General features: G+C 62.6%; 17 protein-coding genes. 1 reads left to right on the forward strand and 16 read right to left on the reverse strand.

What is annotated here, in order from left to right:
- Positions 1-40: 40 nt before the first annotated feature.
- Together serC and gyrA are read right to left on the reverse strand one after the other, a co-directional pair.
- On the reverse strand, positions 41-1,123 hold the full coding sequence (serC, locus tag GPT33_RS03120; protein ID WP_296805822.1) for a 3-phosphoserine/phosphohydroxythreonine transaminase: 1,083 nt from the start codon (positions 1,121-1,123) through the stop codon (positions 41-43).
- A 561-nt stretch (positions 1,124-1,684) separates the two neighbouring features.
- The gene (gyrA, locus tag GPT33_RS03125) at positions 1,685-4,336 is read right to left on the reverse strand and encodes a DNA gyrase subunit A (RefSeq protein ID WP_296805823.1); all 2,652 of its coding nucleotides are present in this window, start codon (positions 4,334-4,336) and stop codon (positions 1,685-1,687) included.
- Positions 4,337-4,573: 237 nt separating this feature from the next.
- Here gyrA and GPT33_RS03130 point away from each other — a divergent pair, with 237 nt between their 5' ends.
- Positions 4,574-5,968 (forward strand): DEAD/DEAH box helicase, encoded by a 1,395-nt coding sequence (locus GPT33_RS03130; protein WP_296805824.1) that lies wholly within the window; start codon positions 4,574-4,576, stop codon positions 5,966-5,968.
- A 133-nt stretch (positions 5,969-6,101) separates the two neighbouring features.
- Here the strand turns inward: GPT33_RS03130 and GPT33_RS03135 are convergent, their stop codons facing one another.
- The 14 genes from GPT33_RS03135 to rplF form a co-directional block, all read right to left on the reverse strand.
- Positions 6,102-6,893, reverse strand: coding sequence for a tellurite resistance TerB family protein (locus tag GPT33_RS03135; protein WP_296805825.1), 792 nt, complete (start codon positions 6,891-6,893; stop codon positions 6,102-6,104).
- A gap of 346 nt (positions 6,894-7,239) precedes the next feature.
- Positions 7,240-7,992: an SAM-dependent chlorinase/fluorinase gene (locus GPT33_RS03140; RefSeq protein WP_296805826.1), complete on the reverse strand. Its 753-nt coding sequence runs from the start codon at positions 7,990-7,992 to the stop codon at positions 7,240-7,242.
- A gap of 60 nt (positions 7,993-8,052) precedes the next feature.
- A complete protein-coding gene (gene rplQ, locus GPT33_RS03145; RefSeq protein ID WP_296805827.1) occupies positions 8,053-8,445 on the reverse strand; it encodes a 50S ribosomal protein L17 in 393 nt (130 codons plus the stop codon).
- Positions 8,446-8,481: 36 nt separating this feature from the next.
- Complete coding sequence (gene rpoA, locus GPT33_RS03150; RefSeq protein ID WP_296805828.1) at positions 8,482-9,492, reverse strand: DNA-directed RNA polymerase subunit alpha; 1,011 nt, start codon at positions 9,490-9,492, stop codon at positions 8,482-8,484.
- Between the two features lie 22 nt (positions 9,493-9,514).
- Positions 9,515-10,135: a 30S ribosomal protein S4 gene (gene rpsD, locus GPT33_RS03155; protein ID WP_296805829.1), complete on the reverse strand. Its 621-nt coding sequence runs from the start codon at positions 10,133-10,135 to the stop codon at positions 9,515-9,517.
- A 19-nt stretch (positions 10,136-10,154) separates the two neighbouring features.
- A complete protein-coding gene (gene rpsK, locus GPT33_RS03160) occupies positions 10,155-10,544 on the reverse strand; it encodes a 30S ribosomal protein S11 (protein WP_007191136.1) in 390 nt (129 codons plus the stop codon).
- 38 nt (positions 10,545-10,582) lie between these two features.
- On the reverse strand, positions 10,583-10,939 hold the full coding sequence (gene rpsM, locus GPT33_RS03165; RefSeq protein WP_296805830.1) for a 30S ribosomal protein S13: 357 nt from the start codon (positions 10,937-10,939) through the stop codon (positions 10,583-10,585).
- An 85-nt stretch (positions 10,940-11,024) separates the two neighbouring features.
- Positions 11,025-11,138: a 50S ribosomal protein L36 gene (gene rpmJ / locus GPT33_RS03170; protein WP_083829165.1), complete on the reverse strand. Its 114-nt coding sequence runs from the start codon at positions 11,136-11,138 to the stop codon at positions 11,025-11,027.
- Between the two features lie 29 nt (positions 11,139-11,167).
- Positions 11,168-12,520: a preprotein translocase subunit SecY gene (secY, locus tag GPT33_RS03175; RefSeq protein ID WP_296805831.1), complete on the reverse strand. Its 1,353-nt coding sequence runs from the start codon at positions 12,518-12,520 to the stop codon at positions 11,168-11,170.
- Between the two features lie 18 nt (positions 12,521-12,538).
- On the reverse strand, positions 12,539-12,973 hold the full coding sequence (rplO, locus tag GPT33_RS03180) for a 50S ribosomal protein L15 (RefSeq protein ID WP_296805832.1): 435 nt from the start codon (positions 12,971-12,973) through the stop codon (positions 12,539-12,541).
- Positions 12,960-13,166 (reverse strand): 50S ribosomal protein L30, encoded by a 207-nt coding sequence (rpmD, locus tag GPT33_RS03185; RefSeq protein WP_296805833.1) that lies wholly within the window; start codon positions 13,164-13,166, stop codon positions 12,960-12,962. Before rpmD ends, rplO begins: the two co-directional genes overlap by 14 nt.
- A 3-nt stretch (positions 13,167-13,169) precedes the next feature.
- Positions 13,170-13,676 carry a 30S ribosomal protein S5 gene (rpsE, locus tag GPT33_RS03190; protein ID WP_007191141.1) on the reverse strand — a complete coding sequence of 169 codons (507 nt, stop codon included), beginning with the start codon at positions 13,674-13,676 and terminating at the stop codon, positions 13,170-13,172.
- Positions 13,677-13,686: 10 nt separating this feature from the next.
- Complete coding sequence (rplR, locus tag GPT33_RS03195; RefSeq protein WP_296805834.1) at positions 13,687-14,043, reverse strand: 50S ribosomal protein L18; 357 nt, start codon at positions 14,041-14,043, stop codon at positions 13,687-13,689.
- 14 nt (positions 14,044-14,057) lie between these two features.
- Positions 14,058-14,483: 50S ribosomal protein L6 (rplF, locus tag GPT33_RS03200; RefSeq protein ID WP_296805835.1), on the reverse strand; the 426-nt coding region annotated here is incomplete at its 5' end.

The raw sequence follows: 14,483 nt of genomic DNA on the forward strand, positions 1-14,483 counted from the left end.
GCCAAAACCCCGACCGCGCATGTCACACCGGCGACGCGGTTCAGCCGTGCTTGCGCTCGAATTCCTGCATGAAGCCGACCAGCGCCTCGACGCCTTCCTGCGGCATTGCATTGTAGATGCTCGCGCGCATACCGCCGACCGAGCGATGACCCTTGAGCGTGGTCAGGTTCGCAGCCTTCGCCTCTTTGATGAAGGTGTCGTCCAGCTCCGAGTCGGCGAGCGTGAAAGGCACGTTCATCCAAGAGCGCGAAGCCGGCTCGACCGGGTTTTTGAAGAAGCCCGAGCCATCGATCGTCTTGTAGAGGAGCTCGGCCTTGCGTGCGTTGATCTTGCCCATCGCCTCCAAACCACCCAGGCCCTTCAGCCACTCGAACACCAGTCCGGCGAGGTACCAGGCGTAAGTCGGCGGGGTGTTGTACATGGAGTCGTTGTCGGCTTGGACCTTGTAGTCCAGCATCGTCGGTGTTGCGGGCAGGGTCTGGCCGAGCAGATCCTCGCGGACGATCACGATGACGAGACCGGCCGGACCGATGTTCTTCTGGGCACCGGCATAGATGAGCCCGAAGCGCGAGACATCGATCGGACGCGACAGGATGGTCGAGGACATGTCCGCAACCAGGGGTTTGTCGCCGACATCCGGGATATAGGGAAACTCGACGCCCTCGATGGTCTCGTTCGGGGTGTAGTGGACGTAGGCGGCATCGGCGCTCAGGGTCAGCTCGTCCTGACGCGGTGCGCGGGTGAAGCGCTCGGCCTCGGTACTGGCAGCCACCTTGACCTCGCCGTAACGGCGCGCCTCGGCGATGGCCTTCTTCGACCAAGAGCCGGTGTTCAGATAGTCCGCACCCGCCGCGCCGCGCAGCAGATTCATCGGGATGGCGGCAAACTGGGTGGAGGCGCCGCCCTGTAGGAACAGGACCTTGTAGTTGCTCGGGACCGCCAGGAGCTCGCGCAGATCGGCCTCGGCTTGGGCCGCGATCGACATGAATTCCTTGCCGCGATGGCTCATCTCGGCGACACACATACCGCTGCCGCGCCACTCGAGCATCTCGTCGCGCGCCCTGCTCAGGACAGGCTCAGGAAGCATTGCAGGGCCTGCGCTGAAGTTGTAAACCCGAGCCATTCTGTAATCTCCGTTGAACCGCGCCCAGCGCGGTGTGCGATGTTTTTGGATGGGATCGGCCCCGGCAGCCTTAACGACCGTTGGAGCCGGCGCGGTTTAAAATATTAAAAAATGTATCATTTAAAGCCGCGTCCCCGCTAAGGGCCGTGGATTCGCCAAACGGCGAACTCACTCGAAAATCAGCATCTCGCTCCGGACGCGGTTGAGTCTCGACAAAACGTTTGAGATTCAAACCGCGAAGGCGCAAAGGGCGCGACGTGATTCAGGTTCCGATCTGTTGCGTCATCATGCCGATGGATGGCGCGGTTGTCGATTTTCCGGGGTCGTGCGTCGACACGCTTCATCGACGGCACGCCTCCGCAGCCGTGCATAAACCGCGTCCAGAGCGACATGCGTAGTTTTCATTTTGCGTTTGGCTTCGGAGATGTCCTCGATTCCGGTGAGACGCGGTTTAGAATTTAATATTCTTTAAGACTTTAAACCGCGCTAGCTCCGACAGTCGTCGGGGCTGGTGCGGCCCAGCCATTCCAACGAATTTACGCATACCGCACCGGGCGCGGTTTAGACCTGCGGATCGCCGTCGGGGTCCGGCTCGGAGTCGCCGGAGACATCGTCGCCCGTCGGTTCCTCCGGATCCTGCTCGTCGTCCTCGGCGAGGCCCCCATTGCCCTCCTTCTCGCCTTCCAACGCAACGATCCGCTCGAGGTAGACTAGCCGCTCGCCGTCGCCGAGATTGATCAGCTTCACACCCTGCGCACTGCGACCCACGACCGGAATCTGATCGATCGGGGTGCGAATCAGGGTTCCGCCCTCGGTGATCAACATGATCTCGTCGCCGGGACGTACCAGCACTGCGCCGACCTGGGCGCCGTTGCGCTCGGAGGTACTGATGCCTATCACGCCCTTGGTGCCGCGACCCTTGGTCGGGAAGTCCTCGACGCGGGTGCGCTTGCCGTAGCCGTTTTCGGTCACGCTGAGCACGGTTCCCGGCTCGGCGATCAAGAGCGAAATGACCTTCTGGCCGGGCGCGAGCTGGACGCCGCGCACGCCATGCGCCGTCCGGCCCATCGCACGTACCGCCCCCTCGCTGAAACGCACCGCCTTACCGGCGGAGGTGAAGAGCATGAGATCCTGCTTGCCGTCGGTGATCGCAACGCCGACCAGATATTCGTCATCGCGCAGGTCGATCGCGATGATGCCGCGCGAGAGTGGCCGCGAGAAGTCGCCGAGCGGGGTCTTCTTGACCGTGCCGGCACTGGTGGCCATGAAGACGAAATAGCCGGACTCGTAGTCGCGCACCGGCAGTACGGCGTTGATGCGCTCGCCCGGCTCCAGCGGCAGGAGGTTGACCATCGGCCGACCGCGCGCGCCGCGACCGGCCTGCGGCAGCTCATAGACCTTGAGCCAATAGACCCGGCCACGGCTGGAGAAACAGAGCACGGTGTCACGCGAGTTGGCGACGAAGATGCGGTCGATGAAATCCTCTTCCTTGAATGAGGTCGCGCTCTTGCCCTTGCCGCCGCGCCGCTGCGCCTGATAGTCGCTGATCGGTTGGGCCTTCACATAGCCCTGGTGCGACATGGTCACCACGACCTCCTCCGGTGCGATCATGTCCTCCAGGGTGAGGTCGGTATGGTCGACTTGGATCTCGGTGCGACGCTCGTCGCCGAACTGATCGCGGATCGCCACAAGCTCTTCGCGGATCACGTCCATCAGACGGTCCGAGTCGGAGAGGATCATCAACAGGGCGGCGATCTTGTCGAGGATCTCCTTGAACTCGTCGAGGATCTTGTCCTGCTCCAGCCCGGTCAGGCGCTGCAGCTGCAGATCCAGGATTGCCTTGGCCTGACGCTCGCTCAGGCGATAGCCCCCGTCGACCAGACCGAAGGCGGCTTCGAGCTCCTCGGGACGGGTGTGCTCCGCGCCGGCACGCTCGAGCATGCCGGTCACCGAGCCGGGCGCCCAAGTGCGCTCCATCATGCGCTCGCGCGCCTCGGCCGGGTTGGCCGACGCCTTGATCAGGGCGATGATCTCGTCGATGTTCGCCAGCGCGATCGCATAGCCTTCCAGGACATGGGCGCGATCGCGCGCCTTGCGCAGCTCGAAGAGGGTGCGGCGCGTCACCACGTCGCGGCGATGACGGATAAAGTATTCGAGGATCTGTTTGAGGTTCAGGGTCCGTGGCTGGCCGTCGACCAGGGCGACCATATTGATGCCGAAGACCTGCTGCATCTGGGTGTGCTGGTAGAGGTTGGCCAGCAGCACCTCGGCATAGGCATCGCGCTTGAGCTCGATGACGACACGCATCCCGTCCTTGTCTGATTCGTCGCGCAACCCGTCCTGGGCAATGCCCTCGATCTTCTTCTCCTTCACCAGCTCGGCGATGCGCTCGAGCAATCGCGCCTTGTTGACCTGGTAAGGCAGCTCGGTGACGACGATCGCCTCGCGCCCGCTGCGTTTCTGGACCTCGACCATGGTGCGGGCGCGGATGACCGCACGGCCGCGTCCGGTCCGATAGGCCTCGCGGATCCCGCGCACGCCGTTGATGAGCGCCGCGGTCGGGAAATCCGGGCCGGGCACCAGCACCATCAGCTCTTCGATCGTCATCGCCGGGTTGTCGATGATCGCCAGACAGGCGTCGATGACCTCGCGCAGGTTGTGCGGCGGGATGTTGGTGGCCATGCCGACCGCGATCCCCGAGGAGCCGTTCACCAGCAGATTCGGGAAGCGCGCCGGGAGGACGACGGGCTCGTGCTCGGTGTTGTCGTAGTTGGGAATGAAGTCGACCGTGTCCTTGTCGAGGTCGTCGAGCAGCGCATCGGCGATGCGCGTCATCCGCACCTCGGTGTAACGCATGGCCGCCGGTGGATCGCCATCGACAGAGCCGAAGTTGCCCTGCCCGTCCACCAGCAGGTAGCGCATCGAGAAGCGCTGCGCCATGCGGACCATGGTGTCGTAGATGGCCGAGTCGCCGTGAGGGTGGTACTTACCCATGACGTCGCCGACCACGCGGGCGGATTTACGGTAGGCACGGTTCCAAACGTTGCCCTGCTCGCTCATCGAGAAGAGGACGCGCCGGTGAACCGGCTTGAGTCCGTCGCGAACATCGGGAAGCGCGCGTCCCACGATCACGCTCATGGCGTAATCGAGGTAGGACTGACGCATCTCGTCCTCGAGATTGATGGGTATAACTTCTCTCGCGAAATCTGCCATGGGCGTGGTGAACCGACGTTGAGGCGTGCCGCGCGGAGCACCGTAACGGGCCGCGTTCGTACGGATGGTGAGCCGGTGAAGTTTACCACGCGGGGCACCCCTTCCCCATCCACAACGGCCACTTTGTCGCCGATTCGCGCTGCTTCAGGGGCGATCGCAGACCGCCGCGTCATGGAGCCTGTTCGGCGACAGAGCCCAGCTGCCGCGAAGGCCCGGATTTGGTGTATCGTGGCGCCTATGAACAGGAACTTTGCTGATTTTTTGCTTCCGGACGCGCTCATGCGCGGACTGGAAAAAGAGGGTTTCGAGACCCCGACCGAGGTCCAGGCCCAGGTGATTCCGGCCGCGATGGAGGGCCTGGATCTTTTGGTCTCGGCCGCGACGGGCTCGGGGAAAACCGCCGCCTTTTTGCTTCCGATCATGGAACGCCTGGTCGGCGCGCCACGCTCCGACAGCGGAACACGCGCCTTGGTGCTGGTGCCGACCCGCGAGCTCGCCCGCCAGATCCATGTGCATTTCACGCGCCTCGGCAGCTACACGCGCCTGAACAACGGCGTGATTACGGGCGGCGATTCAAAGGCCCATCAGATCGCAACCTTGCGCAAGAACCCGGAAATCCTGGTGGCGACGCCCGGTCGCATGCTCGAGCTTCTGGAAAAGGGCGAGGCCGACCTGAGCGACCTCGAGATCCTGGTCCTCGACGAGGCCGACCGCATGCTCGACATGGGTTTCGTCGACGATGTCCTCACGATCATCGGCCGAACCAATCCGGCACGCCAATCCATGTTGTTCTCCGCGACCCTCCACCATCGGGGCCTGAGTCGCATCACCGAGCGCCTGTTGCGGGAACCGCGCGTACTGACCGTCAATCCGGTGCGCGAGCAACACCCCGACATCACCAATCAGATCCTCCTGAGCGACGGCCCGGAGCACAAGCAGCAGCAGATCCTTTGGCTGCTCCGCAACGAGACCTACGACAAGGCGCTGGTCTTCACCAATACCCGCGACGGCGCAACGGCGCTCGGCAACTTCCTGATGGGTGAAGGGCAACGCGTCGCCGTGCTGCACGGCGAGCTGGAGCAACGCGAGCGCAACCGCGTTGTCGGGCTCCTGCACAGCGGGCGTGTCAACGTCCTGATCGCCACCGATGTCGCCGCGCGCGGGCTCGACATCCCGGGCGTTGAGCGGGTGATCAACTTCGACCTGCCGCGCAGCGGGGACGATTATCTTCACCGCACGGGTCGGACCGGCCGGGCCGGCGAGCAGGGCGTGGCTATCTCGCTGGTCGGTGCCTCCGAATGGAATCGGCTCGAGAGCATCGAGCGATATCTGAATCTCGCTCTCGAGCGTCGTAGCATCGAAGGACTCAAGGCATCCTTCAAGGGGCCGATCAAGCGGTCGGGGGCGAAAAAGGGGGCGAGGAAGAACGCATCCAAGGCCGTTGATGCGAAGGCTGCCGCGCCCAAGTCGAAAGACCGTCTACGCGACCGCAAGAACATCGGAAAACGGCGTCGGCCCAAGACGATCGCGGGACGCGAGGTCGGGGTCGAGGCCGGTCATGCACCGCTCGGGAAGAGACAGACCGCTCAAGCGCATCCCAAACCCGAACAAGGCGACGGGGCGAAGGACTGACCCGCGCCCGAGTCGGTCTCGGGCGCGGGGGCAGCAAGCACTCCTGGCCACGGAGGCACGGTACGACACGGCAGGAGATCCGAGGGTTCGTGCCTTTTCCCGTACTTCCGCGGCAAGTTCCGATTCGGCGTCCTCAGACCGCAACGCCCATCGACTGGTGGATGTGTTGCACGACGAGCGGATGCAGTCCGGCCTTCTCGGCAAAGTCGCGCAGATAGTCCTTCTCTTGCGGGGTGTCCACCTCGACCGCAAGCAGCGATGCGGCATAGACCTCCGCAGCCACCTCGGGGCTCGGGATCTCGGCCACAAAGGCATCCAGATTCAGCGGCTGACGCAGCTCCGTCATCAACCACTCCTGCGCGTCTGAACCCATACCGGCGGCCTCGATCTTTCCGACGATGCGCTGGATCTCGTCCACACTCACCTGGCCATCCGACTTGGCGATGTTGATCATACCCTTGATGACCAACTGCGCGGTGTTCTCCATGGCCTGCTCCTCCGCCGTGGTCTGCGGAGCCCGGAGGCCCAACGGCAACTCTTGCGCACCGCTCGCGACGGGTATTCCGGAGGCCTGAGCCGCTTGCCCCGATTCTGTGAATGCCTTGTAGGCGATCCCCGCCAACATCGCCAGCGCACCCCCGGTCATCGCGCCTTTCACGGAGTTTCCGCCGCCGCCCAACACCGAACCGAGCACGGCCCCGATCCCGCCAGCCTGCATGGGGTTCTGCGAGGCACTTCCGAGTTTACCCTTGGCCATCTCGAGGAGGTTGCCGAGCATCTCGCCACCGGACCCACCGCCCTGCGCGCCGGTCATCCGACCGAAAGTCGCCTGAAGGTCTTGAAGCGCGTTCCCCATCCGGCCGGAGCCGGACTGGGACATATTGCTCTGAATGAAGCTGCCGAGTAGATCGCCGAAGTTCGCCATGTCGTTCTCCGATGCAGATGGATCGAAAGATGGTCCTCGCGCGGGGCGTGCTCCGGGGGTCCAGCGCCCGTCACCCGGGCGGTGACGGTGAGCCATCGTCGGACGAACGCCGTTGTCAGGGGCATTCAAACCCCGGCATGAAGCACGAAGCGGTGAACTGCAAAACCTCGGGCGAGGAGTCGTGAACTACGGGACGATTCCGTGCGGCGTCTCCCGGACACCTCGCTCTATCCCCCGGCGTGCGTAATCTAGTGCCTCGAAGAACCAAAAACTAGAGGCGTCGACGAAAACGCATCGACTTCGGCCCGATTCAAACGGGAGCAGGACGTGGTGAGGGGCGATCCGCTCAATTCGGATGCGTGAAGGGTCCGATGGAATCGCCGGGCGAGAGGCCGAGCAGACAATCCGCGCGACCTTGGTTCACGGCGATCTCAACGAGGCCGAGGGCGTTTTCATACCAGAAGGCCTCGCCCGGCATCACCTCGCAGAAGGTTCGCGCATGGGCAAGTGTACGCGTGCCGATACGCAGTGATTGCATCGAGCCATGATTCGCCGCCCGCAGCCCGGTCATGAGATTGCCGAAACGATCGACATAGACCACCGCGGCGCGTTCGCTCGGCCAGTCGGATCCGACCATCTCGGCAGAATCGATCGGCGTCGGCTGAAGATCCTCGCCGGCGACCAACCGGGCTGCAGCGGGGGCAAACCAATCCCGCCCGTGAAAACTCGCCGACAGCGCGGCGGGACGCCATCCGATCCGCGCCACGGACGCACCGTCGGAGCAATGTACGAGCGGAGCCAAAAGTCCGTTGTCGGGCCCGATAAACCAGCAGTCCTGCGCACCCACCAGAAGCCCGCCACGCTCACTGCCGACACCCGGATCGACCACACAGACATAGATCCCGCCGCCGGGCATGTCGCGAATCAATGCCGGAAGGAGGTAGGCAGCCAGATCGGCGCGGAACGGCGGAAGGTCGTGAACGAGATCCACGACCGGAACTGCGGGCAGAAGATTCCCGAGCCGAGCCCGCATTTGCCCGACATAGATGCCGTCACCGAAATCCGTGACGAGCACGATGGGTTGGATGGGCATCGTCATGAATCAACAAAAAACCGGGCAAAGGCCCGGTTTTCGATGACAACGGCGTCGGGAGACAAATCAATCCTCGTCGGCATCCACGGCGGTGGCATCCGCCGGACGATCGACCAGCTCCACGTATGCCATCGGCGCGGCGTCACCGGCGCGATAGCCACACTTGAGGATACGCAGATAGCCGCCGGGACGCGTCTGATAGCGCGGCCCCAGCTCGACGAAGAGCTTGCCGACCGCTTCCTTGTCGCGCAGTCGCGCGAACGCAAGGCGTCGGGTATGAACGGAATCGCTCTTCGCCAATGTGATCAGGGGCTCGGCGACGCGGCGCAGCTCCTTGGCCTTCGGCAACGTGGTCTTGATCAGCTCATGGCGAAACAACGAGGCCGCCATGTTGCGAAACATGGCCTCGCGGTGCGAGCCGGTGCGATTGAGGTGCCTTCCGGCATTGCGATGACGCATGGTCCTAATCCCGAATAGTTCTTGAGTCGAATAGCGTTAACGAATGCCGAGCTCGGCGATATTGTCCGGCGGCCAGTTCTCGAGACGCATCCCCAGCGAGAGTCCACGCGTCGCAAGCACGTCCTTGATCTCGGTCAGTGACTTCTTGCCGAGATTCGGCGTCTTGAGAAGCTCGACCTCGGTGCGCTGGATCAGATCGCCGATCAAATAGATATTCTCGGCCTTCAAGCAGTTCGCAGAGCGAACCGTAAGCTCCAGATCATCGACCGGCCGAAGAAGAATCGGATCGTACGGTGACTCGTCGCGGGCCTCGAGGACCTGAGTGTCGGACGGACCGGAACCTTCCAAGGCGACGAAGCTCGACAACTGATCCCGGAGAATCGTCGCGGCGCGCTGGATGGCCTCGCGCGGATCGATCGTGCCGTTGGTCTCCAGGTCGATTACCAGACGATCCAAATCCGTGCGCTGCTCGACGCGGGCGGACTGGACCTCGATCGCGACGCGCCGGACCGGACTATAGGATGCGTCGAGTGGAAGCTTGCCGATCGGACGATCCTCGCCCTCGTCGAGCTCGCGTTGCGTCGCCGGCTCGTAACCGCGGCCACGCCGGATCGTCATCGACATGCTCAACTCACCCTCGGTCATGTTTGCAATGACCAGATGGGGATTGGCGATCTCGGCGGTATGGTCGATCGCGATGTCCGCGGCGGTCACGACACCCGGGCCGGTCTTGCTCACTGTAAAGGTCGCTTCGTCCTTGCCCTTGAGCGAGATGGCGAGTTGCTTCAGATTGAGCAGGATCTCGAGGACATCCTCTTGAACGCCCGGGATCGTGGTGTACTCGTGCAAGACGCCCTGGATCTCGACCTCCGTCACCGCCCAGCCGTCCATCGAGGATAAGAGAATACGGCGCAGCGCGTTGCCGAGGGTATGCCCGAAGCCACGCTCAAGCGGCTCCAAGGAGACCTTGGCATGTGTCGTGCTGCCGTCGACCGCCTCGACACGTACGATGCGCGGCTTGAGAAATTCGCCAATAGCGTCAGTCATTCAGTGCCCCTCACGAAGCTCCTTACTTGGAGTACAACTCGACGATCAGCGATTCGTTGATGTCGGCCGGCAGATCCGAGCGATCCGGAATCCGCTTGAAGACGCCCTTGAAGCCTTTGGTATCGACATCCACCCAATCCGGGAAGCCGTACTGCTCGGCGAGCGCCAATGCGTTCTGCACGCGCACCTGCTTCTTCGCGACCTCTCGGACCTCGACGTGGTCATCGGCGCCGACTTGGTAGGAGGCGATGTTCACGACCCGGCCGTTGACCAAAATGGCCTTGTGGCTTACCAATTGACGCGCCTCGGAACGTGTGGCGCCGAAACCCATGCGATACACGACGTTGTCGAGCCGGCGCTCGAGAAGCTGCAACAGGTTCTCGCCGGTCGCGCCCTTGGCTTGCGCCGCCTTCTTGTAATAATTACGGAACTGACGCTCCATGAGTCCGTAAATACGGCGAACCTTCTGCTTCTCGCGAAGCTGAACACCGTAATCGGAAAGCCGACGCCGACGGTCCGTGGTCTGACCGGGCTGCTTCTCGAGGTTGCACTTGGTATCCAGCGAGCGCGCGCGACTCTTCAGGGCGAGATCGGTCCCCTCGCGCCGTGCGAGTTTGCAGGTTGGGCCTGTATAACGTGCCATTTCTCTACCTGTTCCTATATCAGACGCGCCGCTTTTTGGGCGGGCGGCAGCCGTTGTGCGGAATCGGCGTCACGTCGGTAATGCTCGTGATCTTGAATCCGGCGTTGTTGAGTGCACGCACCGCCGATTCACGACCCGGACCGGGCCCCTTCACGTTGACGTCGAGATTGCGCAGCCCGTAATCCTTCACCGCCTGGCCGGCCTTGTCGGCCGCAACCTGCGCAGCGAAGGGCGTGCTCTTGCGCGAACCCCGGAACCCGGAGCCCCCTGCGGTCGCCCAAGACAACACATTGCCTTGGCGGTCCGTGATGGTGATGATGGTGTTGTTGAAGGAGGCGTGAACGTGAGCAATTCCGTCCGCCACCTGCTTCTTGATCTTTTTCTTGATCGTACGAGTCGGTTTAGCCATTCGAGGTTATCCAGCCCTTTCGCTGCGCCCAAGCGCCCTTATCGTTTGATGGGACGACGCGGACCCTTGCGGGTACGTGCGTTCGTGCGGGTCCGCTGTCCACGCAACGGCAAGCCACGACGGTGGCGGATACCGCGGTTACAGCCGAGGTCCATCAAGCGCTTGATGTTCATCGACACTTCGCGCCGCAAGTCGCCTTCGACGGAATATTTGCCGACCTCGTTGCGGAGCTTGTCGACCTCTTCTTCCGTGAGGTTCTGAACCTTGGCATCGCGCGGAACACCGGCGGCGTCGCAGATCACAGCGGCACGCACGCGGCCGATGCCATAAATCGAAGTCAACGCAATCACTGCGTGCTTCTTGTCCGGGATGTTGACGCCGGCGATACGGGCCATAGCTTAGAAACCCCTGAAATCCAAATTGCCAAGCGGGTAAACCGCGTAGTATATCAAACTGAAGCCTTCAATCAAGCCGGAGATCCTATCCCTGGCGTTGCTTGTGGCGTGGGTCCTTGCAGATGACCCGAACAGTCCCGTTGCGCCGGATAATCTTGCAGTTTCGGCACAGCTTCTTAACGGATGCTCTCACTTTCATTTGTTCTCTCCTTCAGACTCGAGCGCCACTCAGCGCAGCATGCCGGCGCCCGGCGACTTTAGGTTTGCCTTCCGCATCAAGCCCTCGTATTGATGTGACATCAAGTGAGCTTGAACCTGGGCCATGAAATCCATCACCACCACGACGACGATCAGCAAGGAGGTGCCGCCGAAGTAGAAAGGCACGTTGTAACCGACGATGAGAAACTCGGGCAGCAAACAAACCGCGGTGATGTAGATCGCACCCGCCGCGGTCAACCGCGTCATGACGGTGTCGATGTAGCGCGCTGTTTGCTCGCCGGGCCTGATCCCCGGAATAAAGGCCCCGGAGCGCTTCAGATTGTCGGCCGTATCCTTGGCGTTGAAGACCAAGGCGGTATAGAAAAAGCAGAAGAAGATGATCGCAGCCGCATACAAAAGGACATAGACGGGCTCTCCCGGCGACAGCTTCGAGGTGATGTCCGCCAACCAGCGCATGTCCTCGCTACTCCCGAACCATTGGCCCAGGGTGCCGGGAAACAAAATGATACTGGACGCGAAGATCGGCGGAATCACGCCGGCCATGTTCAGCTTCAGCGGCAGGTGCGTGCTCTGCGCCTGCATCATCTTCCGCCCCTGCTGGCGCCGCGCGTAGTTCACGGTAATCCGCCGCTGACCCCGCTCGACGAAGACCACGAAGGCCGTCACCGCGAGCGCCATGGCGAACAGTGCCAGCACCGCCAGAGAGTTCATCTCCCCGGTACGCGCCAGCTCCAATGTCCCGCCCAACGCAGACGGCAGTCCGGCGACGATACCGGCGAAGATGATCAACGAGATGCCGTTGCCGATGCCGCGTTCGGTGATCTGCTCGCCGAGCCACATCAGGAACATCGTCCCGGTCACCAGCGACACCGTGGCCGTGAAGACGAAGCCCAATCCCGCGTGACTGACCAGAGCCGAGCCACCGGCGGTCTGCCCCTGCAGCGCCATCGAGATCCCGACCGCTTGGAAGGTCGCCAAAACGACCGTGCCGTAGCGGGTGTACTGAGTGATCTTACGACGTCCCGATTCGCCTTCCTTCTTCAGCTGCTCTAGCTTCGGAACCACGGCCGTCATCAGCTGCATGATGATCGACGCAGAGATGTAGGGCATGATCCCGAGCGCAAACAGACTCGCACGCTCCAAGGCTCCACCCGAGAACATGTTGAACATGTCCAGGATGGAGCCTTGGTTTTGGTCGAACAGGATGGCCAACGCCTCGGGGTTCACACCCGGAACGGGGATGAAGGTCCCGATGCGATAGACCAGGAGGGCACCGACCACGAACAGCAATCGCGCCCGCAGCTCGGTCAGCCGCCCCATACCGCCGAGCGACTGTCCCATCGATCCGACATTCTTAGCCATCCGATTCGTGCCTTTAAGCTAGTCTTCGATCTTGCCGCCGGCTGCTTCGATCGCGGCACGGGCACCCTTCGTCACACCCACACCGCGAACCGTGAAGGCCCGTCCGACCTCGCCCGAAGCAATGATCTTCGCACTCTTGATCGACTGACTCAGGACACGCGCCCGAACCAGCGAGAGCAAATCGATCGTGTCGCCTTCGACGCGCGAAAGCTCGCTCAGGCGAACCTCTGCACGTGTCGCAGCCGTACGCGAGCGGAAACCGACCTTCGGCAGGCGACGCTGCAAAGGCATCTGGCCGCCTTCGAAGCCGACCTTATGGAAACCGCCTTTACGGGACTTCTGCCCCTTGTGACCGCGTCCGCAGGTTTTGCCCAGCCCGCTGCCGATACCGCGACCGACCCGCTTGGCAACGGGACGGCTGCCCGGATCGGGCTTGAGATCATTGAGCCGCATTGCGAGACTCCTCCACGATCGAAACCATGTACGACACGGTGTTGACCATGCCGCGCGTGCAGGGCGTGTCCTCGACCTCGACCACGTGGTTCATGCGACGCAGCCCGAGACCGCGCACGCATGCCTTGTGGTTGGCGAGCCGGCCGTGGACGCTTCGCACCAACTTGACCTTCATCATCTTTTTGTCGGCCATCGTCTACCCCAGGATCTCGGCGACCGTCTTGCCGCGCTTCGCGGCAATGGTCTCGGGATCGTTCATGGTCCGCAGGCCTTGGACGGTAGCTCGGACCACGTTGATCGGGTTGTTGGTCCCGATGCACTTGGCCAGCACGTTCTGAACGCCCAGGACCTCGAAGACCGCGCGCATGGCGCCGCCCGCGATGATCCCCGTACCTTCGGACGCCGGCTTCATGAAGACCTTCGCCGCACCATGCCGCCCGTTCAGCGGGTATTGCAAGGTGTTGCCGTTGAGCTTCACCTCGATCATGTTCTTGCGCGCGTTTTCCATCGCCTTCTGAATCGCGACAGGCACCTCGCGGGCCTTGCCGCGCCCGAACCCGACACGCCCTTTACCGTCTCCGACGACCGTCAAGGCAGCGAAACCGAATTGGCGCCCGCCTTTGACGACCTTCGCGACCCGGTTAACCGCGATCAGCTTCTCGAGGAGGTCGTCTCCCTCGTTCTTCGGATTGAAGTTCGCCATGCTCGTACCCCTAGAATTTCAGACCGTTCTCACGCGCGGCATCCGCCAGCGCCTTGAGACGGCCGTGATAGCGAAACCCGGAGCGATCGAAGGCTACGGTCTCGACGCCGGCGGAAAGCGCGCGCTCGGCAATCGCCTTGCCGATGGTCGCAGCCGCGCCGACGTTTCCTTTGTGACCCGGAATGGCTTCGCGAAGCGTCGGCTCCACTGTCGAGGCGCTGGCCACGACCCGATTGCCTTCCGGCGCGATGACTTGGGCGTAGATGTGGCGAGGGGTGCGGTGTACGCAGAGGCGAAACACACCCAGCTCGCGAATCTTCGCCCGTGCCCGCGTCGCACGACGCAGGCGAGCTTGTTTCTTGTCCATTGTTTCTGAGACCCCTATTTCTTCTTGGCTTCCTTACGCAGAACATCTTCGTCCGCGTAACGCACGCCTTTACCCTTGTAGGGCTCCGGCGGCCGGAATCCTCGGATCTCCGAGGCAACCTGACCGACACGCTGCTTATCGGCACCCATGACGACGATTTCCGTCTGAGTCGGCGTCTCGATCGTGATACCCGCGGGAACCGGATAATCGATCGGATGGGAGAAGCCGAGGCTCAGATTGAGTACGTTACCCTTCGCCTGCGCGCGATAACCGACACCCACCAGCGACAGCTTGCGCACGAAACCCGTGCTGCAACCCACCACCATGTTGTTCAGCAGAGCGCGTGTCGTCCCCGCCATGGCCCAGGCATTCTCATGCCCTTCGGCCGGAGCGAACCGAAGCTCTCCGTCGACCTGCGAAATGACCACCGCGGGGTGGAC

Origin of the sequence: Thiocapsa sp. (assembly GCF_011390875.1) — a bacterium.
Taxonomy (GTDB): Bacteria; Pseudomonadota; Gammaproteobacteria; order Chromatiales; family Chromatiaceae; genus Thiocapsa.

What these genes read in the sequence shown, in the direction of transcription:
- rpmD (WP_296805833.1), bottom strand. Translation starts at nt 13,166, where the DNA reads ATGGCCGACAAAAAGATGATGAAGGTCAAGTTGGTGCGAAGCGTCCAC.
- rplR (WP_296805834.1), bottom strand. Translation starts at nt 14,043, where the DNA reads ATGGACAAGAAACAAGCTCGCCTGCGTCGTGCGACGCGGGCACGGGCG.
- GPT33_RS03140 (WP_296805826.1), bottom strand. Translation starts at nt 7,992, where the DNA reads ATGACGATGCCCATCCAACCCATCGTGCTCGTCACGGATTTCGGTGAC.
- GPT33_RS03135 (WP_296805825.1), bottom strand. Translation starts at nt 6,893, where the DNA reads ATGGCGAACTTCGGCGATCTACTCGGCAGCTTCATTCAGAGCAATATG.
- rpsK (WP_007191136.1), bottom strand. Translation starts at nt 10,544, where the DNA reads ATGGCTAAACCGACTCGTACGATCAAGAAAAAGATCAAGAAGCAGGTG.
- rpsM (WP_296805830.1), bottom strand. Translation starts at nt 10,939, where the DNA reads ATGGCCCGTATCGCCGGCGTCAACATCCCGGACAAGAAGCACGCAGTG.
- rpmJ (WP_083829165.1), bottom strand. Translation starts at nt 11,138, where the DNA reads ATGAAAGTGAGAGCATCCGTTAAGAAGCTGTGCCGAAACTGCAAGATT.
- gyrA (WP_296805823.1), bottom strand. Translation starts at nt 4,336, where the DNA reads ATGGCAGATTTCGCGAGAGAAGTTATACCCATCAATCTCGAGGACGAG.
- rpoA (WP_296805828.1), bottom strand. Translation starts at nt 9,492, where the DNA reads ATGACTGACGCTATTGGCGAATTTCTCAAGCCGCGCATCGTACGTGTC.
- secY (WP_296805831.1), bottom strand. Translation starts at nt 12,520, where the DNA reads ATGGCTAAGAATGTCGGATCGATGGGACAGTCGCTCGGCGGTATGGGG.
- serC (WP_296805822.1), bottom strand. Translation starts at nt 1,123, where the DNA reads ATGGCTCGGGTTTACAACTTCAGCGCAGGCCCTGCAATGCTTCCTGAG.
- rpsE (WP_007191141.1), bottom strand. Translation starts at nt 13,676, where the DNA reads ATGGCGAACTTCAATCCGAAGAACGAGGGAGACGACCTCCTCGAGAAG.
- rpsD (WP_296805829.1), bottom strand. Translation starts at nt 10,135, where the DNA reads ATGGCACGTTATACAGGCCCAACCTGCAAACTCGCACGGCGCGAGGGG.
- GPT33_RS03130 (WP_296805824.1), top strand. Translation starts at nt 4,574, where the DNA reads ATGAACAGGAACTTTGCTGATTTTTTGCTTCCGGACGCGCTCATGCGC.
- rplQ (WP_296805827.1), bottom strand. Translation starts at nt 8,445, where the DNA reads ATGCGTCATCGCAATGCCGGAAGGCACCTCAATCGCACCGGCTCGCAC.
- rplO (WP_296805832.1), bottom strand. Translation starts at nt 12,973, where the DNA reads ATGCGGCTCAATGATCTCAAGCCCGATCCGGGCAGCCGTCCCGTTGCC.